This is a genomic window from Clostridium sp. X (assembly GCF_055755365.1).
On the sequence record NZ_CM146912.1, the window covers coordinates 541,922 to 561,730 of the forward strand.

Annotated in this window: 23 protein-coding genes and 1 riboswitch; of the genes, 5 read left to right on the forward strand and 18 right to left on the reverse strand. The window is 29.7% G+C overall.

Translation table 11 applies throughout. The features are described 5' to 3' along the window. The first annotated feature begins 619 nt into the window (after positions 1-619). Together ACX0KU_RS02640 and ACX0KU_RS02645 are read left to right on the forward strand one after the other, a co-directional pair. Positions 620-1,000 (forward strand): hypothetical protein, encoded by a 381-nt coding sequence (locus tag ACX0KU_RS02640; RefSeq protein ID WP_472991377.1) that lies wholly within the window; start codon positions 620-622, stop codon positions 998-1,000. Positions 1,001-1,066: 66 nt separating this feature from the next. Next, entirely contained in the window at positions 1,067-1,816 is a 750-nt protein-coding gene (locus ACX0KU_RS02645; protein ID WP_472991378.1) for a glycerophosphodiester phosphodiesterase, read from the forward strand. Between the two features lie 57 nt (positions 1,817-1,873). On the opposite strand, the gene ACX0KU_RS02650 is transcribed toward ACX0KU_RS02645, so the two are convergent. Both ACX0KU_RS02650 and ACX0KU_RS02655 read right to left on the reverse strand, forming a co-directional pair. Continuing rightward, the gene (locus ACX0KU_RS02650) at positions 1,874-2,365 is read right to left on the reverse strand and encodes a DsrE/DsrF/DrsH-like family protein (protein ID WP_472991379.1); all 492 of its coding nucleotides are present in this window, start codon (positions 2,363-2,365) and stop codon (positions 1,874-1,876) included. A 71-nt stretch (positions 2,366-2,436) separates the two neighbouring features. Beyond that, entirely contained in the window at positions 2,437-3,819 is a 1,383-nt protein-coding gene (locus ACX0KU_RS02655) for a TRAP transporter large permease subunit (protein WP_472991380.1), read from the reverse strand. Between the two features lie 145 nt (positions 3,820-3,964). Here ACX0KU_RS02655 and ACX0KU_RS02660 point away from each other — a divergent pair, with 145 nt between their 5' ends. Continuing rightward, complete coding sequence (locus ACX0KU_RS02660; protein ID WP_472991381.1) at positions 3,965-4,840, forward strand: YitT family protein; 876 nt, start codon at positions 3,965-3,967, stop codon at positions 4,838-4,840. 42 nt (positions 4,841-4,882) lie between these two features. Here the strand turns inward: ACX0KU_RS02660 and hcp are convergent, their stop codons facing one another. From hcp to ACX0KU_RS02700, 8 genes are all read right to left on the reverse strand, one after another. Further along, entirely contained in the window at positions 4,883-6,604 is a 1,722-nt protein-coding gene (gene hcp / locus ACX0KU_RS02665) for a hydroxylamine reductase (protein WP_472991382.1), read from the reverse strand. 185 nt (positions 6,605-6,789) lie between these two features. Further along, positions 6,790-7,140: a cupin domain-containing protein gene (locus ACX0KU_RS02670; RefSeq protein ID WP_472991383.1), complete on the reverse strand. Its 351-nt coding sequence runs from the start codon at positions 7,138-7,140 to the stop codon at positions 6,790-6,792. Between the two features lie 166 nt (positions 7,141-7,306). Beyond that, positions 7,307-8,479, reverse strand: a complete 1,173-nt coding sequence (locus ACX0KU_RS02675) for an Ig-like domain-containing domain (protein WP_472991384.1) — start codon at positions 8,477-8,479, stop codon at positions 7,307-7,309. A gap of 316 nt (positions 8,480-8,795) precedes the next feature. Next, positions 8,796-9,698 (reverse strand): homoserine O-acetyltransferase MetA, encoded by a 903-nt coding sequence (metA, locus tag ACX0KU_RS02680; protein WP_472991385.1) that lies wholly within the window; start codon positions 9,696-9,698, stop codon positions 8,796-8,798. Positions 9,699-9,749: 51 nt separating this feature from the next. After that, entirely contained in the window at positions 9,750-10,994 is a 1,245-nt protein-coding gene (locus ACX0KU_RS02685) for a homoserine dehydrogenase (protein ID WP_472991386.1), read from the reverse strand. Between the two features lie 164 nt (positions 10,995-11,158). Next, positions 11,159-11,273, reverse strand: a riboswitch (SAM riboswitch). 50 nt (positions 11,274-11,323) lie between these two features. Next, on the reverse strand, positions 11,324-11,962 hold the full coding sequence (locus ACX0KU_RS02690; protein ID WP_472991387.1) for an NADPH-dependent FMN reductase family protein: 639 nt from the start codon (positions 11,960-11,962) through the stop codon (positions 11,324-11,326). An 11-nt stretch (positions 11,963-11,973) separates the two neighbouring features. Beyond that, positions 11,974-12,477: a flavodoxin family protein gene (locus tag ACX0KU_RS02695; protein WP_472991388.1), complete on the reverse strand. Its 504-nt coding sequence runs from the start codon at positions 12,475-12,477 to the stop codon at positions 11,974-11,976. 41 nt (positions 12,478-12,518) lie between these two features. Then, complete coding sequence (locus ACX0KU_RS02700; RefSeq protein ID WP_472991389.1) at positions 12,519-13,100, reverse strand: TetR/AcrR family transcriptional regulator; 582 nt, start codon at positions 13,098-13,100, stop codon at positions 12,519-12,521. Positions 13,101-13,284: 184 nt separating this feature from the next. Between ACX0KU_RS02700 and ACX0KU_RS02705 the strand changes: the two genes are divergently transcribed. Further along, positions 13,285-13,611 carry a hypothetical protein gene (locus tag ACX0KU_RS02705; protein ID WP_472991390.1) on the forward strand — a complete coding sequence of 109 codons (327 nt, stop codon included), beginning with the start codon at positions 13,285-13,287 and terminating at the stop codon, positions 13,609-13,611. A 258-nt stretch (positions 13,612-13,869) separates the two neighbouring features. Here ACX0KU_RS02705 and ACX0KU_RS02710 read toward each other — a convergent pair whose 3' ends face one another. The 7 genes from ACX0KU_RS02710 to ACX0KU_RS02740 form a co-directional block, all read right to left on the reverse strand. Beyond that, positions 13,870-14,070, reverse strand: coding sequence for a Spo0E family sporulation regulatory protein-aspartic acid phosphatase (locus tag ACX0KU_RS02710; protein WP_472991391.1), 201 nt, complete (start codon positions 14,068-14,070; stop codon positions 13,870-13,872). A 40-nt stretch (positions 14,071-14,110) separates the two neighbouring features. After that, a complete protein-coding gene (locus ACX0KU_RS02715) occupies positions 14,111-14,992 on the reverse strand; it encodes a GGDEF domain-containing protein (RefSeq protein WP_472991392.1) in 882 nt (293 codons plus the stop codon). 137 nt (positions 14,993-15,129) lie between these two features. Then, on the reverse strand, positions 15,130-15,288 hold the full coding sequence (locus ACX0KU_RS02720) for a hypothetical protein (RefSeq protein WP_472991393.1): 159 nt from the start codon (positions 15,286-15,288) through the stop codon (positions 15,130-15,132). A 58-nt stretch (positions 15,289-15,346) separates the two neighbouring features. Continuing rightward, positions 15,347-15,838 (reverse strand): HD-GYP domain-containing protein, encoded by a 492-nt coding sequence (locus ACX0KU_RS02725; protein WP_472992393.1) that lies wholly within the window; start codon positions 15,836-15,838, stop codon positions 15,347-15,349. A 144-nt stretch (positions 15,839-15,982) separates the two neighbouring features. Further along, on the reverse strand, positions 15,983-16,519 hold the full coding sequence (locus tag ACX0KU_RS02730) for a hypothetical protein (protein ID WP_472991394.1): 537 nt from the start codon (positions 16,517-16,519) through the stop codon (positions 15,983-15,985). Between the two features lie 170 nt (positions 16,520-16,689). Continuing rightward, on the reverse strand, positions 16,690-17,364 hold the full coding sequence (locus tag ACX0KU_RS02735; RefSeq protein ID WP_472991395.1) for a CPBP family intramembrane glutamic endopeptidase: 675 nt from the start codon (positions 17,362-17,364) through the stop codon (positions 16,690-16,692). 60 nt (positions 17,365-17,424) lie between these two features. Continuing rightward, positions 17,425-18,120, reverse strand: coding sequence for a hypothetical protein (locus ACX0KU_RS02740; RefSeq protein ID WP_472991396.1), 696 nt, complete (start codon positions 18,118-18,120; stop codon positions 17,425-17,427). 202 nt (positions 18,121-18,322) lie between these two features. On the opposite strand from ACX0KU_RS02740, the gene ACX0KU_RS02745 reads away from it, so the two are divergent. Beyond that, on the forward strand, positions 18,323-18,817 hold the full coding sequence (locus ACX0KU_RS02745; protein WP_472991397.1) for a dihydrofolate reductase: 495 nt from the start codon (positions 18,323-18,325) through the stop codon (positions 18,815-18,817). Positions 18,818-18,854: 37 nt separating this feature from the next. Here ACX0KU_RS02745 and ACX0KU_RS02750 read toward each other — a convergent pair whose 3' ends face one another. Next, on the reverse strand, positions 18,855-19,724 hold the full coding sequence (locus ACX0KU_RS02750; RefSeq protein WP_472991398.1) for a tRNA 2-thiocytidine biosynthesis TtcA family protein: 870 nt from the start codon (positions 19,722-19,724) through the stop codon (positions 18,855-18,857). Positions 19,725-19,809: the final 85 nt, after the last annotated feature.

Below are 19,809 nucleotides of genomic sequence, written 5' to 3' on the forward strand. Positions count from 1 at the left end.
CCTTCAAATTATTATATATCAAGTGAAACTTAATTCAGGTGTGGTTTGAAACCACATCTGAATACTAGTTGAACTTATCTAGGGACTTAACAGCTGTTATCTCCCACTTTAGAAGTGGGAGTGTTACAGCTGGTAGTCATCAGATAAAATTATACCATATATTTTCTTATGGGATTTTACATATACTAGTTGTATATGTGCATAGATTGCTAAAATAGTGTTACCCTACTTATTAACTCTAGAGATTAGTAAAATTCAAATCTGTATACTAAGGAGATTTTTTATGATAAGAAATACCCCAATAAACCATTCATTAAAACATTTATACTTTTTCTTAATCGTACTTATGTATTTCTTGTTTATTTATTTAGACTTATTAAATACTTACCCTTATAGCTATTACTCTAGGATAATAAAGTACAGTAGCATAGTAATATTTTTTACTACCTCACTACTAATCGGTAACAATGTTTATCCTTTGTGGAATACTCGACTTCTTAAAGGGGCATTATTTTTTACTCTTTGTGCTGATACTTGTTTATTACTTTTAGATTCTTTCAAGCTAGGAATATTCTTCTTTTGTATAGTACAAATACTTTATATCATTAGACACTCTCTTTTGTTTAATATAAATAAAGATATCCTTTTTATCCCTGGAATATTAGTTGTAATACTTCCCATTAGTTTAAATTTTATAAAACCTGAAAAAATTGACTCTGGATTGTTTAAAATAGCCATAATCTATTCCGTGCTTTTAATTACAAGTCTTTTAATTGCTTTAAAGTCTGAAGGGTTAATTCCTTATGCTTTAGTACTTTTCTTTCTTTGTGATATCAATGTAGCTTTATCACATATTTTTGAGGCTTATCCTATGAGTATTGGCAATATTGAGCTTTCTTTCATAACTGGCTTTTTAGTATGGATTTTCTATCTTCCATCTCAACTCCTTCTTACTTTAAGTGGCTTTAAGAATTATAGTATAGCTAAAATAAATCAATAATTTAACACATAGTATATAAATATTTTTATTCAATAAATGTAATTATTCTAGAATGGAGGTGAGTTTATGTTAATTAACTATGCCCATAGAGGTGCTAGTGGATATTATCCTGAAAATACTATATTGGCCTTTGAAAAAGCTATAGAAATGGGTGCAACTGGTATAGAAACTGATATTCAAATGACTAAAGATGGAGTACTTGTATTAATTCATGATGAGAAAGTAGATAGAACCACAGATGGTGTAGGCCTTGTTAAGGACTATACTTATGAGGAACTTTGCACCCTAAATGCAGGCACTAGTTTCTCTTCTATATATAAGGGACTTAAAATACCAACCCTTCAAGAACTCATAGAATTTTCAAAAGATAAGAATATACTCCTTGACCTTGAACTAAAAAACAATGAAGTTCAATATCCTAATATAGAAGAAAAACTTGTAGAAATGATACAATTTTACAATATAGAAGATATTGTTGTAGTTTCTAGCTTTAATCACTACTCTTTAGTAAAAATAAAAAAGCTTTCAAAAAGAATTAAAATAGGTTTACTTTATATGGCTGGCTTATATCATCCTGAAGAATATGCTAAAGCCTTAAATGCCGAAGCACTTCATCCATACTTTCCCGATGTAAATGATTCGAAAATTATAAAGGATATAAAAAAATCTAAAATACTTATAAATCCCTTTACAATTAATGATGAAGCTATCATGAAAGAATTTATTAACTACGGTGTTGATGGAATAATCACAAATTATCCTGATAAGTTAGCAGCCTTATTAAACAACGCAAATAGAAATGTGGAGAAGATATAACCTTCTCCACATTTCATATATAAATAAGTATATTTTTTAAGTTATTTGCAACATCTACTATACAAATAATTGCATATTTGAATTTAGAGCATCCTTTAAGTATTCTGTTGCAGTCATAATCTCCATTTCTGGTATAAACTCTTCTTTTTTAAATCCCATAACCCTTACAGACATTTCACATCCGTAAAACTTTACTCCTTTTTTTCTAGCTCCTTTTAAAAAATCTACTAATTTTGGAGCCTCTACCTCCTCCATCATCTCCTCAAGCATAGCCTTTCCTATGCCAGCCATATTCATTTTAGATAATGGTAGCTCTTCTGGACCCTTTGGTGTTGCAATATCAAACATCTTTTCATAGGCTGTTTTATCTTCTAGAGTCATTTTCTCTGGATCTCTTAATAAGAATAATCCCCAAAATGCACAAAATATAGTTACCTCTACCCCTAGTTCTCTTGCTGAATTTGCAATTACAAGTGCTGCTAAAGCCTTATCATATTCTCCACTAAATAAAAGAAGATTTATCTTTTTATCACTAAGATTGTTTTCCAATTCCCTTCCTCCTCATTGCAATGCTTTGTAATACCCTTATTTTAAGTAAAACACAGATATTTATTCTAAAATTAAATCCATAATAGACCTGCAATAAAGGTAGCTATTACACCAACTGTTACAGGAATAAGGTTCTTTCTAGCAAGGTCAACAGGATTAACTTCACAAATTGCAGCAACTGGTACTACACTCCAGGGTATAATAGTTCCTCCACCTATCCATATAGTAATCACTTGCCCAAAAGCTGCTATTTTCTCTACACTAATATTAATAGATTCACCAAAAGTTTTCGCTAAAGTTCCTACAAGAGGAATTCCTCCAAAGCCTGATCCGCTGACACCAACCAAACTACTTACAACTGCCTGAATTGAAACTACAGTAACCTTTGATAAGGGTATTTTATTTGATACAACTATACCTATATCAGTTAAAAGACCTCTAGCCTCTGATCCCATTATTTGAGTTGCAGTTTCCTCGCTTCCTAAGAAGAAAAATGCTCCTATTATAATTATTGGTGCAAATATTTTCATACCAAACATGAATCCATCTCTTATGTACCCATTTAACTCACCAAAAGCTTCACTTAGACTGTACTTTAGAAAAACAGTAATAACTAAAATTAAAATTGCAGTTCCACCTATTAGAGCAGTAGCTTCATCTCCCTTTATATCAAAAATTAACATTATAACTACATCTAAAATAAATAGAGCTAACGTTAAATTAGAAATTATCTTTGCTTTATACGCATACTTTTCTTTTATGCTCCTATCTTCATTTATATTTTCTTCTATAGTATTATCTTCTACTACAACTTTCTTTTTCTCTATTCTCATAAGTATAAATGCAGTTCCTATGGCAAATATACTCATTACACTCCAAAAAGGTATACTAGCCTTCACTACTTGAAAAACATCTTCTATTCCAGCAGTTTTCGCAGTTGTAGCTGGAGCACCTTGTATAAAGAAGTCACTAGATAGTGCAGCTCCTTTACCAAATAGGCATAGTACTACTGCCACCCAGATTCTTGGTAGTCCTACCTTTATAGCGGCAGGAACCATGATAGCTCCTATAAATACTACAGCAGGTGTAGGCCATATAAACCAAGATGTAACCATCATAGTAATTCCTAGTATAAAAAACGTCATAACCTTGTTCACCATTAGTTTACTTATAGGGGATATCATAATTTCATCTGCCCCTATATCACTGAGAACTTTAGACATACAATTTACTATGGCTATTATAATTATGATATCTATAAATTCTCTTCCCGATACTGTAATAGCTTTATATATTATAATAACTGTTTCAATAGGCTTTAAAGTGTATAAAAATCCAATTACTGCAATTCCAAGAATGCACACTAAAGTAACATCTTTTTTCATTATTATAGTTAGAATTATAGCTATAATAATAAAGATATAAGTATAGTGTATTATGCTCAATGTAATCATATCTTATCTCCTGAATCCTTATGTATTAATAGAATCTTTGATTCACTTATTATAGTTTCTATAACATCTTAGTATTATTCATATAGAAAATTTAGTTATGGGCATAATAAACAGAAAACCGAGACTTTTATCAGGAGAAAATAGAATGAGTATAGACTTTTTAAATATGTCAAAAACCGAATTTATAAAAAAAAGCTTAATGATATGTGTAGGTAGTGTAATAACCTCCATTGGAATCAATCTTTTTATAATACCAAGCAAGCTTCTAAGTGGAGGTTTATCTGGAATTAGTCTTATAATCCACTACTTAACTGGCATTCCAATGGGAGTACTACTTTTATTATTTAATGTTCCACTATTTATCTTAAGCATATTAAAAATAGATAAAAAGTTTACTCTATTTACTGGTATTGGAACTCTTAGTTTATCCCTAGGACTTATGATAACAGAGTCACTAACATTTTTACTTTCTCCAGTGTCAGATGTAAATAGACTAGTTTATTGCATTTATGGAGGAGTTCTAAGTGGCCTTGGGATTGGTATAGTATTTTCCAATAATGGTTCTACTGGAGGTATAGATATAATAAGTGTACTTGCTAAACGAAAATATAATATGGATATTGGAATGGCAAGCTTTGCTATTAATCTTGTTATTGTCACAATTGGTTCAATATTTTTTGGAATTACAGTTGGACTTTATACACTTATAGTTATTTATGTATCCTCTGCAGTTATAGATAGGGTTCTTAAGGGTTTTAGTATTCAAAAGATGCTTATAATTGTAACGAAAAAAGAAAAAGATATATCTCCTGCTATAATGAACAAACTTCAGCGTGGAATTACTATACTTTATGGTGAAGGTGCTTACACTAAAGAAAAGATAAATATTATATATTGTATTGTATCTCCCCGCCAGCTTCCAAGAATTAAACAGCTTGTCCGCGAAATAGATGAAAATGCTTTCTTATCAATTACAGATACATCAGAAGTACAAGGAAAAGGCTTTGTGAATTTCTTTTAAAAACAAAAATCCCCATTACCTGTTGTGGTAATGGGGATTTTATTATTCTCCTAAGAATAACTTAATATCATCTTCTACAGTTCCAATTCCAGCGATTCCAAAGTTTTCAACTAAAACTTTAGCTACATTTGGTGATAAGAATGCTGGTAGAGTTGGTCCTAAGTGAATATCCTTAACTCCTAAGTGTAGTAGTGCTAGTAATACTATTACAGCTTTTTGCTCATACCATGCAATATTAAATGAAATCGGTAAATCGTTAATATCATTAAGCTCAAATACTTCTTTTAATTTAAGAGCTATAACTGCTAATGAATACGAGTCATTACATTGTCCAGCATCTAGTACTCTTGGAATTCCACCGATATCTCCAAGATTAAGTTTATTGTACTTGTATTTTGCACAGCCTGCTGTAAGAATTACAGTATCTTTTGGTATAGCTTTAGCAAAGTCTGTGTAATAGTTTCTGCTCTTAGCTCTTCCGTCACATCCTGCCATTACAAAGAATCTTCTGATTGCTCCAGTTTTTACTGCATCTATAACCTTATCTGCAATACTTAATACTGCATGATGAGCAAATCCACCTACAATTTCGCCCTTTTCTATTTCTACTGGTGGCTTACATTTCTTAGCTTGAGCTATTACTTGTGAAAAATCTTTAGCCTTTCCATTAAGTCCATTTTCTATATGCTTAACCCCTTCAACTGCTGTAGCTCCAGTAGTATATAATCTCTTTATATAAGAGTCCTTAGGTGGAACTATACAATTTGTAGTCATTACTATCGGTCCATTAAAGCTTTCAAACTCAACATCTTGTTTCCACCATGCATTTCCGTAGTTTCCTACAAAGTGCTTATATTTTTTAAATGCTGGGTAGTAGTTTGCTGGAAGCATCTCACTGTGAGTATATACATCTACTCCAGTTCCCTCAGTTTGTTTTAATAGCTCTTCCATATCCTTTAAGTCATGTCCACTTATTAATATACCAGGATTTTTTCCAACTCCTATATTAACCTTTGTTATTTCAGGGTTTCCATAGCTATTAGTATTTGCTTTGTCTAGTAATGCCATAGCATCTACTCCATATTTACCTGTCTCTAATACTAAAGCTGTTAATTCATCACCACTTAATTTATCATTTAGTGTTTCTGCTAAAGCCTTTTGCATAAATCCATGTAAGTTTGGATCTTCAAAGCCTAGGTTATATGCATGCTTCATATATGCAGCCATACCTTTTAATCCATATATTAAAAGTTCTCTTAAAGATCTTATATCTTCATTTTGTGTATTTAAAATTCCAACTACTTCTGACTTTTTCTTTAATTCTTCTTCATTATTTCCAAACCATAGTGCTGCATCATGTAAATTATCATTTTCTTTAGGAATTATTCCCAGAACTCTTTTTATCTTGGAGAATAATGTTGCTTCTTCCTTTGATGTTCCGTTAACCTTCCCACCAGCTTTTTCTAATTGCTTCTTTATTTCTTCACGTAAAGCTAATCCTTCTTTTACTCTTGCTACTAAATCTTTTCTATCAAAGTTAGCATTAGTAATAGTTGTAAATAAACTTTCTACTATATATTTATCAACCTTACTATTAGTAACTCCTAATTCTCTTGCTTTTGTACTATATATAGAAATACCTTTTACAACATAAACTAAAAGATCTTGCAGATTAGCAACCTCTGATGATTTACCACATACTCCTTTAACTGTACAACCTTTTCCACCAGCTGCTTCTTGACATTGATAACAAAACATACTCATATTTGACCCCCCCGTTATAATCTTTCTTATATTTAAATTTTAATTAATATTCTTTTCAAGTAATCAGTTTACAATTTAGATTATAACGGAGAAAAAAACAATAATCCGTACCTATTGTTACGAATTATTGTTTTTAAATTTATTTTTAAGAATAACTTTTTATAAATAATATTTGTTTAAGTATATTATTCTCCTACTTCTTTTGAATACGCTTCTAGCTTAGGTCTTGGTGTTATAACAACAAAACAAGATAAGTTTTCATCTTTGTTATTCTTCATTGAAAATAACTCTTCTCCAGTAAAGTATACAACATCTCCTACTGCAACTTCTTGAGCATTCCCATCTGACGTAACCTCTCCTGCTCCTGCAATAACGTATACTACTAAATCACTATTTTCATGTGTATGTGGTGGAACTTCTTGCCCTGGTACTAAATTAAGTACAAAGTTTAAAACCTTATCTTCACTAAATAATAACCTTTTTGTTACACTCTTTTCTGAATAAACTATTTTATCTTTAATATTTTGGAGTTTCATATTCAATCATCCTCACTTTAACTTATATTTTAACTTTCTTTTATCCTGACTTTAGTGTATCCAAATAGCAAACCTTTTTATGTGATTTAAATTAAATAATAACTACTAATTATTATTTTAAAAAAATAATCCACAACCTTAATTGTGGACTATACATTTATTAAGTCTAATTTATTGTGAATCCCATCTCTATAGCTTCACTTAAACTATTGCCTTCAGCTGACTTAACATTAGTAGATATATTTAAATAATAAGTTTTTCCTGATTCAAAACCTTCTGAAGATTTAATTAATACCTGTTTATTTTCTAAATTGTAGCTTATATCTACTGCAACTATATTTCCTTCTGCATCAGAAACAACTATATTCTCTCCATTTACAGTTTCTGAATCTAATTCTTTACTAAAAGTGATTTGCCAGCTTTTATTTTCAGCTACATCTTTCTTTGGCTCAATTACTTTTTTGTTTTTGTTTTCTCTTATTGATTTTACAACGCTACTTTGTTTTGCATCTAAGTCGCTGATTAGTAAATTTATCTTTTCCTTCATACCTTCAACTTGAGCATAAGCGTCTATTAATTCCTCATTCTCTTCCCCATATCTTTTGCTTAAAGAATCTAATTTATTAACTACACTATTAAGCTTATTAAGCTGAGCATTTAGCTTTCCATAGAAACTATTATATTTACCATTGTCTTCATTTTCAAATTCTTCCTCTGCATCTTCAAGCTCTTCTTCAAGTTCTTCCTGTTCTTCTTCACTTATCTCTTCATCTGATTCTTGAGTTTCATCTTCTAATTCTTCTTCATCTTCTATTACTACTTCTTCATTCGATTCTTCAGTATCTTCTACCGCTTCATCTAAGTCTTGGTTTTCCTCTGCTTCTACTTCTTCATCTTGTGCCTCTTCAGTTTCTTCAGAGACTTCCTCAGTTACTATATTTTCTTCTGAAGTTTCTGCACTTTCTTCTAAAACATTTGTTTCTGTGGTGTTTTCATCTATACTATCTTCTTCACTATTATCTGTAGTAGATATTCCAACCTCGAAATAACTTTTTATTTGATCTTCTATTTTTAGAGTTTCTTTTTCAATTGAACTTATGCGTTTTAAAATTACATCTGTCATCTTAAATAAGTGTTTATTTAATTTCTCATTTTTTTTATTCTCTTGTTTATCTTTTCCTTTAGAATCCTCTTTTTTTGTACTTTCTTTTTCTTTAACCTCTACCTTATTAGTAATAATATTTTTAACATTATTAGGCTTAGCACTTGCATAACTAGTCGGTAATATGAATGTACATACAATTATTGCAGTTAATAAAACTTTTAACCTTTTATTCATAATTATTCCTCCTATGTATTTTTTTAATTAAATTATACTATTAATTAAAACGCTTGTCTATTTTTTTAAACATCAAATTTAGCTTAAGATATATTGTATTTGGTATATATTACCTTTTATAAATCAATTATATATTATAACTTTTTGTCAAATTTAAGAGAATATTATTATTTACCAGATTAGATGCAGTTTTAGAAGTATTAGATAATAAAGCAATAAAGTGCAGGATATATTATTATCCTGCACTTTACTTAGTGTAGCTGTAATTCTATAAAATTATATTTTCAAAGTTAGTACCTTAATATTCTCTTACCTATTACCTAAAAGGAGTCTCTTGATAAACATAGTAGTTAAGCCAATTTGAAAATAATAAATTAGCGTGAGCTCTCCATCTTACTATAGGCTCATTACTCGGATTATCGTCTGCAAAGTAATGCTTAGGTACTTCTATATCTAATCCCTTATTAATATCTCTATCATACTCGGACTTTAAGGTTAATGGATCATATTCAGAATGTCCTGTTACAAATATTTGTTTCCCATTTTTTGATATAACCATATATACTCCTGATTCTTCAGATTCTGACAATATTTCAAGCTCTGGAACCTTATCTATATCTTCTCTTGAAACGTCAGTATGCCTTGAATGAGGTACATAAAACTTATTGTCAAAACCTCTTAAAAGCATTACTCCTTCACCTAGCACATTATGCGGAAATACTCCAAACATCTTTTCTCCAAGTTGATATTTTGGTATTCCAAAGTGGTGATAAAGTCCTGCTTGAGCTCCCCAACATATATGCAGTGTAGATGTAACGTTTGTAGTTGAGAAATCCATTATTTCTTTTAATTGATTCCAGTAATCAACTTCCTCAAACTCTAAATGTTCAATAGGTGCCCCTGTTATTATCATTCCATCAAACTTTTCTTCTTTTATATCCTTAAAGGTTTTATAAAAGCTAGATAAATGTTCATCTGAAGTATTTTTAGACTTATGTTCTTCAATGTGAAGAAGAGTTATATCCACCTGTAAGGGTGTATTTCCTAACAAACGTAAAATTTGAGTTTCTGTTTGTATTTTAGTCGGCATTAAGTTTAAAATAACTATTTTTAATGCTCTAATATCTTGATGAATTGCTCTCTCCTCATGCATTACAAATACATTCTCATCAGCAAGAATTTTAGCTGCTGGAAGACTTTCTGGTATTACTATCGGCATTGTACTACCTCCTTACCCCATTACTTAATTTAAATTTATATAAAAACTGAACTATGAAGTTCCCAATTTCATCATTTTTTTAATGCTTGTTATTTTATTTATGTTCTGTAGCTTCTCTATATTAAGATCTAATGAAACTTCATTCTCACTTTGTACAAAAACTACTACCTCATCCTGGTCATTTCCTTTTTCATTTAAAAAATAACAACTTGTGAAAGACTCACTTAAATCACACATAATCTTTAGTCTATCATCAGTTTTTATTCTAAGCATCCAATCACTTTTATACATCCACTTATCTTTCACAGTAGCTTTTTTTCTCGCTGGTTGAAATACCTTTTTTCCTTTGTTTTCTATAATGTCAATAATATCTCCAAAGACAGCACTAGCTGTCGGAAGCTTACCTGCTCCCTTTCCATAGAAAAATACTTCCCCTACAGCATCTCCATCTAGTAATATGCCATTAAACTCATTTTCCACTTTTGATATTTGACTTGATGTACTTACCATCACCGGTTTTACAGTTGCATATATACCATCTTCATCATTTTTGCTAAGAGCTAGAAGCTTTATATTGCAATTTGCTTCTTTAGCTGATTTTATATCCACTTCATCTATTTCATTTATGCCTATTGTTTTAATATCTTCCCAACTAACCTTTTCATTGTAAGATATAGTAGAGAGTATTGATAATTTTCTAGCAGCATCATATCCCATAACATCAGACTCTGGATTAGATTCAGCAAATCCAAGTTCTTGAGCTAATTTAAGAGCATCCTCATATTTCATTCCATCTTCATGCATCTTTGATAGTATAAAATTAGTAGTTCCATTTAATATACCCTGTAAACTCTTTATCTCATTTCCAACAAGACATTCACTTAAAGGCTTTAGTATTGGAATTCCTCCACCTACACTAGCTTCAAAGTATAATTTAACGTCATTCTTATTAGCCAGGTCCAAAAGTTCTTCTCCGTATTTTGCAATTAAGTCTTTATTAGCAGTTACTACATGCTTTTTCATATTAAGTGCCTTCTTTATATACTCGTAAGCTGGATGAATGCCCCCCATTACCTCAACTACTATATTTAGGCTATTAGTAAATATGTCATCAATATTATCTGTTATTAATTCAAAGTCCTCACTGTTTAAATATTTTTCTATATTTCTTACAAGTACTTTTGATACTACTATGTCTTCGCCTGTTCTATCTTTTAATTTATTTGAATTTTTCTTTATAAGCTCTATAACCCCAGAACCTACAGTTCCACTTCCAAGTATAGCTATATTTATCATGATATCCTCCCCAAGAAATGCTCACCTTCATGTATTAACGCGTTACAACTTTACTAATCTGCCCCAGTAAATATAAATGAGTAAAATAAAAAATCGCTTCTTAAATCTTATAAGAAGCGATTATGCGTTAGCTCATTAATTAATATTAATAATGATAATCATGCTTCTTATCTCTCAGGAAATTCTCCTGCAGGAATTAGCACATTTCCAGTTTAAATAAATTAAACTGGCTGTTGCCGGGCTTCATAGGGCCAGTCCCTCAGCCGCTCTTGATAAGATTTAGCGAACTATTAAATTTTATATTATTTTACATCTATGATTAAACAATGTCAAGATTTTTTTGTAAATAAATCTCTCTTTTTTAATCCATTTGCCTTAATTTGCTGACGCCAACCCATTTCTGCTGCCAACTTATATATAACTCTCGGAAAATTTGGTGATATATATATATTATCTCCTGTAGTACATGTATATATACTATTTGCAATAGTTTTTATTGCTTCTGAAAAATTCTTTTTAGGTCCTTTTCCCTCTGGAATGCTTGCAAACATTGGCAGCATTCCGCCTCCACCAATACCAAGTCCTTGTCCCCAATTAATCTTTGCTTTTTCACACCAATTTTTCATTATTTCTAATGCTATGCTATTTTGCTGCCCTTCATAAAATCCACAATTCACAATAGAATATACAGTTATTTTATGAATTAATTTTGTTTTTAAATATGTTTCTATTTGATAAAGACAGTCTACTAAATGTGAAGGGATTCCATCAAAATATAAGGGAAATGCAAACACTAGTACATTACATTGTACTATATGTTCTAGCTCTTCATTACTTAATTTAGCTGTTCTAAGATTACATTCTATAATTTCATTTTCTTTAGGTAATAAAGACTTTAATGTATGTACTATATATTCAGATCCACTATTTTTTGCTTTAGGACTTCCATTGATTAAAGCTATTTTCATAATAACACCCCTTACCCCATAAATCCTTTTATTTCTCCAATATCATGAATAAATGTAACCTTCCAACTGCTACAATCTAGGTTAATTGCGTTTGCCTTTATTAGTTTTTCTGCTGTTTGTTTTTCTCGTTCCGTGATATTTTCACCGTAAAACCATATATTTAAATTAAACTTATTATCATATCTTCGTCTGTGGTGCATTTCTCCATTCCTGATTGAAAAATATGGATGTATATATGGAATACTTCTATCCATTATATTCTTTATAAATAAACTAAATCCACCATAAAAACATTCACTAATGATATTAACTTCATGACTTTTTGATAGGTATTCTCCCATGTTCTCATATTTGTCTCGTATTACACAAACAGCAGGGGTTTTTACCCAACATCCAAAACATCCTATGCAATTATGAATAGTGTTATCATTAGATACTATTTTTATATTATCTAGTGTACTTGGTAATAACTCTTTAGCTTTTTCTTCTTGTAAATCATGTATTAGTAATTTCATATTACACACCCCTTCAATATAAAAAGTTAGTTAGAATTCTATTATTCTAGCCTTTTCTCCTGTATGCTTAATTGATATTTAATTCCACAAAATGAATCCATTAATATTTTTACTATTTGGTCTTCTGTAAAATCACAATAGTTAGTAGCTATCATTGAGGCAATTCCATGAGTCATTAGCCATATATCAACGAATAACTGCTCAATGTTCTCTGAATTAAGCTCTGTTATTTCCGATATCATTCCTAATCTTTTTTTATTGTCATTATTCTTTATCATTTCAAATATACTTCTGCCTTTGAATTCATCGGACATAAAAAGTAGTTTGAAAAGATTTCTCTCTTTTTTAGCAAAATCAGTATAGAGTAATCCTACTCCTAAAAAAGGATTTTTATGTCGCTCTTCTCCATGTATCATATAGTCATCAAAGATATTTTCTACCTTTTTATATAAATCCCTTTTTAACTTATCCATATTTTCAAAGTTTCTAAATATTGGCTGAATCGAACAGCCTAAAGACCTAGCAATTTCTCTAGCCTTTACACTAGCTATCCCTTTTTCTCTTGTTATTTCAACTGCTGCATTAAGAATATCATCTTCTGTAATCTTTATCTTAGGTGGCATTTATAATTCCCTCACTTTTAAATATCATCTGATACATATCATATGATATTTATTCTATAGTATAATTTTCCTCTTGTCAATTGATAAAAAACTACTTGATATTCTTTTGATAAAATTATATAATATACCCCATAGGGGTATTAAATCCTCAAAGTTAAATATATTAATTATAGGAGGGTTTATCATGAAAAAAAGAAAATCTCATATGAAATGGTCTTGGATTATTATGATTAGTTTTATTGTATTGTCTATACTTGATATAAGATTTGGCTTTCTAGGGTTTCTTTGCATAACAGTACCTTTGTATCATGCAATAAGAGGAAGAGGTAAAATCCACTGTTCTCATTATTGTCCTAGAGGTTCTCTATTAGGAAATTTTCTTAAGCATATATCCTTAGATAATAACATGCCATCTTATCTAAGAAGTAAAAAAAGTAAAGAATATACTATTAGGCTTAATGCTGATTATGTTTACTATATCTCTTATCCACTCTGGCTTTGTTCCTCATAAAGTTGCCTTTGCTGTATTTAGACTTATGATGTCATCTTTAGCTGTAGGGGTTCTTATGGGTATTATATTTAAACCTCGAAGCTGGTGTCAGGTATGCCCTATGGGGTATGGTACAGCTCTTATTAAACAGGCAAAAGATAAAAATCAAAAATAAAAAAAATTAAAAGTCTAAGAATAAAGTAGAGTAGCAACTTTATTCTTAGACTTTTATTATGAAACTGTAAAATTAATCCTAACGTTAATGTTAAGAGACCATCACTAATTTCTATTTTTCATTAATTTTTTCATATACTGAACAATAAGCTCATCTAAATATTGACTTGTAGCTAATCTCGTATCATAGTCCTTATTGGTATCTGTATCTATAGTACAACATACTTCGTTTAATATATTCCTAAGTTCTTCAACTTTATCATTTAACTTCTCAAGGTCTAAATCATTTTTATGATTTATATCCAAATATACTCCCCCTTTGTTTAATTAAACAGAATATAATTTATTAGTAAACAGTTTTATTTCTACCTGTTTTTTTTGCTTTATATAAATTCTCATCTATACTTGATATAATATTAGCTAAATCTAATTTATCATCAGTAATGCTATAGACTCCAAAACTTGAAGTTATACTTATTGTTATATCATTATATATAAATTTTGTAACTTCTAAATTTTTTCTAATATTCTCAGCAATTTTAAAAGCAATAACTTCATCTATATTATTTAAAACTATCAAAAACTCATCTCCACCATATCTAGCAACCCAGTCATTACCCTCTTCAATAGAATTCCTTAGTAAACTTGCAAAATCTTTTAACAACTTATCTCCAGTAAAGTGCCCATAATTGTCATTTATGTTTTTAAAAAAATCTATATCTGTCATAATAATTGACAAAGGGGTTCCTAGTATCCTACTCTTATTTATATCAACTGGAAGTCTTTCATTTATAAATCTTCTGTTATAAATACCTGTAAGCTCGTCCTTTATTATCTTATCATTCATTTCATCTATAATACTCTTAGTGTCAGTAGGTATACTGATATTAATATCACATAGTTGTCTGTTTTGAGTTATATCTTTTACTATCTCTACTATATATTTTTTGTTATTTATATTAACAGGAGTTGCTGTAATGAGAAATATTTTATTTTCTTTATTCTCAAGTTTTACAACAGTATCATCTTCTATATATGCTCTCATAGTAATACAGTTCTCACAAATCATATTCCTAGACCAAAAGCCATAACAATGTTCATTATTTACCTCGTCACTTATATTATTAACCTCTAATATCTTCTTAGTGATGGGATCTATTACTCTTATAACATAATATACATTCCTAAATATAGATAACCTATCTTTAATTTCATTAATAAGACTCATACTTTCACACCCCTTTATCAAGTGAAACTTAATTCAGGTGTGGTTTAAAACCACATCTGAATTATACTGGTAGTCATCAGATAAATAACATCTTTCATATAAAAATAATAATAGCTATTATCATTTTTATCATTATATTATAATCTTACAAAATATTCAATCAATTTGTAATCTGTAATATTTACATGAAAAACAACTGCTCCATTAGCAACTTTACTATCGATTACAGCAATATTCTTCATCATACTATCTAAAATTAAATTAAGAAGTTTAATATTTTCTATATCTCCTCTCATACAAATTCCCCCTTAATTTTTTCTCTATAATTTTTATACTTTCTTCTTCCAAATATAATTAACTACTATGACGTTCATATACATTTACTACTTCCTTTATCCCATCTATTAGAGCATCAATAACAACTGGATCAAAGCTTGTACCCTTTTGATTAACTACAATTTTCATAGAATCAAATATATTATAAGCTTCCTTATATACCCTTTTAGATGATAGAGCATCTAAAACATCAGCTACTGCTACTATCCTTGCTGAAATAGGAATATCTTGGCCTTTAATGCCTAAAGGATAGCCTGTACCATCAAATTTTTCATGGTGATATGCTGCAATATCAATAGCCATCCCAAAGAAATTTATACCTTTCTTTATTAAACCCTCACTAGCATTTTTTAAAATATTAGCACCAATGGTGGTATGTGTCTTCATAATTTCAAATTCCTCTTTAGTAAGCTTTCCTGGCTTTAAAAGAATTGAATCTGGAATTGCAACCTTTCCAATATCATGCAATGGACTAAACTTGTATATATCTATGATAAAGTCATTTATAATTGTTTCTTTATATTTTCACTTGTCCATTAGATTTTTAGCAATAATTTTGCAATAGTCCTGTATTCTTTCTACGTGCTCCCCAGTATCATTATCTTTAGCTTCAATGAGTTTAACAAATCCCATAATAGATGTTAAAATTAATTCCTATACAATAAAACTTTTCTCAATAGAAAGACTAAGACAGTTAGCTATAACCTTTGCAATAATAATATGATTATTATTAAAGACTTTGTCATTTCTACATATAAATTTTAATGCTCCATAACAAATGTCGTTTGCCACTATTGGAATGCTTATACTTGATTTAAAACCTTCTTTTAATAACATTCTAGTATGCTCTGAATTTTCATTGTTTTTTATATACTCTTCATAACTTTCAACAATTCTAACTTTCTTATCTATAATTATTTTATCTGCCACATGTTTCTCTAAAACACCATGACAATCTATTCTACATAATTCTTCACCCTTACATATACACTTACACTCCTTACCACTATCTGAAATGCACATCTGACTATATGTGCTTCCTAGTGGATTAACTAAAACTATTCCTATCATATTATAGGGGAGAATATTTTTATATGATTTATATATAAACTTAAATGCTTCATACAAACCTTCACCTGAATTTAAAAGCGCAGTCAATTGAATCAACTTTTTTAGAAGATCAGCTACCACTTCCCATCATCTCCTCAAAATATAGAAAAACTCCAACATATATATCTGTTCATACTATGGTATACTGTGCATTTAGTTACATGATCCTATAATTATTAACTAAAATAAAGATAAAAATGCTAAAAAAATACCTTAGCCATAATTTACTGACTAGGGTATTTTAGCATTACTTAGAGTATTTTAAACATCCTAAATCCAATGAGTATAATTGCACTATCTGCAAGAATATGCACTATCCAGGAATTTATAAAATTCTCTGACTTTGTATCTATCCAATTAAATAAGAATCCTACAACAACAAGTCCGAAAAGAGCTAGAGCTATTAACCCTAGGTTAAACCAAGTTTTAAATATAGCAATATGATATAACCCAAAAAGTACAGAGGAGTAAACATAGGCTAATCTTTTAGATTTTAATTCATAAAGACTTAGAAATATAAAACCTCTGAAGAAAATCTCTTCTAAAAATGAATTCCCAAAAATTATATATAATCCTACGAAAATAAAACTTGTCGGTGTTATCTTAGATTTATTTTGAAGTTCTGATGCAATTCTAGAAAAATCGATATACTGTCCTAATAACAAATATGCAACTAGTATTATTAAGAATGAACTAATTCCTAATAAAAATCCCAGCTTTAGATGCTTTTTATCTAGTTTTTTAAAATTCAACTCCACTGCTACTGTAGATTTCTTTATTATTTTTACATACAAATATGGTATGAGAGTAAATAATATAACTTTCGCTAATGTCTTAACTACATAGTTTGCTCCTATTACTTGCTCAACAAAGTATAATATAATACATGTAGCTAATGAACTTATTATTATATACTTCTTATTCATAAATTCTCCTTTTACTGTAATAAATCATAGTAGTGATTTATATTATAATAACCTTCACTACTACATGCTTTTTTCTATAAGAATTTTTATTTCATCTCTAAAGTCTTTTGATGTTAAAATATTTCTCGTCATGCCTCCTGATTCAAGCCAAAATGCTCTATTTACTGTTGTGCCATCTTTTAGATGAAACATAACGAAACATCTCTTCCCCACAGTACGAAACTCACTAATTGGAGACTCTAAAACCATATTTACTAAAGCTTCTACCTTTGTCTTATCTTTAATTGTAGCAAGTTCTGTTGTCCCATCTGTTTCACTATTTAATGAGATATACTCTACTTTACCTTTTATATCTAATAGATCTTTTCCTTTTTTAGCTTTTGGATTTGAATCCGCTTCATACACTACAAGCTTTTTATCAAAATATGCCGCTAGTCTAAACTCTGGTGAGTATCCCTTGATTGTATATACTTGTGTCCCCTTATTTAAAAATGCCCCATCTCCATTTTTTATCTTATACTCTGGGTCATTTACATTATCAGCAACTTTAAATTTTATCTTATCAAATTTAATACCAAGATCATCTTCTGTTAATTCCCGTCCCTGCCAATCAATTGATATATATGTTATATCATTGAACTTTATGAAGTTAACCCAATCTATTACTACATTAGGTTTATATGCATTATGCTTAAATGTTTCACAACCAGTAAATATAACTAGACTTAATATAATTAAGGATATTAATCTTCTCATAATGTATCACTCCTTATAATATTTTATTTAACCCATATAATATATACGTAGTTTTTAATAAGTCTGTCCTTAAAATATTCCCACCTGAATTAAGAATTTACTTCAATTTTATATGTTTATCAGTATAATTAATATTAAAGCAAGTTAGTAATCGGATAAACTCTACCGTTATAAGTTATACAATAAGGAAGGAGCATAAGTCATGTTAAGTTTCGTAGTTGCCGTATCTGAAAATAATGTAATAGGTAAAGATAATACCCTTCCTTGGTATCTACCTGAAGATCTAAAAAAGTTTAAGGAAATAACCTTATCAAAGACACATACAATTATAATGGGACGAAAAACCTTTGAGTCTCTTCCAGTAACTCTTGCTGGAAGAAAGCACATAATTTTAACTAGAAATAAAGGCTATATAGTTTCTAATAATAATGTAGAAATTATATATAATCTTGATGACTTGGAACCTTTTATTAAGGATGAATTAGAGTACTTTGTTATAGGTGGGGGAGAAATTTTTAAAATTCTCTTACCCTTCACTCAAAAAATTTATTTAACTATAATACATGAACATTTTGAGGGAGATACTTTCTTCCCAGAATATAACAGAGATGAGTGGAAAATTACTGAGCAATTTGAAGGTGAGGTGGATGAAAAAAATAAACATCCACACACTTACATTACTCTAGAAAGAATTTAATTATAAAAGGACATCGTTGTGATGTCCTTTTATAATTTTAATCTTCATTATAAAAATCTAAAAATGAATATTTCTTTCCGCTCTTTTCCCAACCTAAAATCGAATCCATGCTTACATTTTGTGCTGATTGGAAAATTGACTTCTCTACATCTTTAAAGTTTAGTTTAAGCTCTTTAATCATATCTTTTATTTCACGACGCTTACTTGAAGTTTTTTGTGCAGCAACTACACATCCACAGTTCATTGGGGAAATACCCGCATTTACTGTATATCTTTTAATATCATCCTCATGTATATAGTACATTGGTCGAATTAACTGTAACCCCTCAAAGTTTGTAGCTTTTAATTTAGGTCTCATAGTCTTAAAGTTTCCTGCATAAAGTACATTTAGCATTGTAGTTTCAATTACATCATTAAAATGATGTCCAAGAGCAAGCTTATTACAACCTAGTCTTTGAGCTTCTGCATATAGTGAACCACGACGCATCCTTGCACACATATAACAAGGATAGTCTTTAGCTATTTCATCTACCACTTCAAAAATCCCTGATTCAAACATCTTAACTGGTATGTTTAAGTACTCACAATTACTTAAAAGAAGCTGCTTATTGCTTTCATGAAAACCAGGATTCATTGCAATAAACTCAAGTTCAAAATTCATTTGTCCATGCTTCTTTAATTCTTGAAATAGCTTTGCCATCAAGAGGCTATCCTTTCCCCCTGAAATAGCTACTGCTATTTTATCACCATCTTCTACTAGCTTATAATCTCTTACCGCTCTAGTGAATTTTGACCAAATGTGTTTTCTATATGATTTTATAATACTTCGTTCTATATCTTTTAATGGTTTTCTTTCACTTAATGGGATTAGTAACTCGCATCCACTTCCACCAAGATTACTACTCATTTTATCACCTCGTTATTTATATGCCTATGTTTATTCCACATGGCTATCCTATATTTATTCTATTTTATAATAAATTTAATTTCAA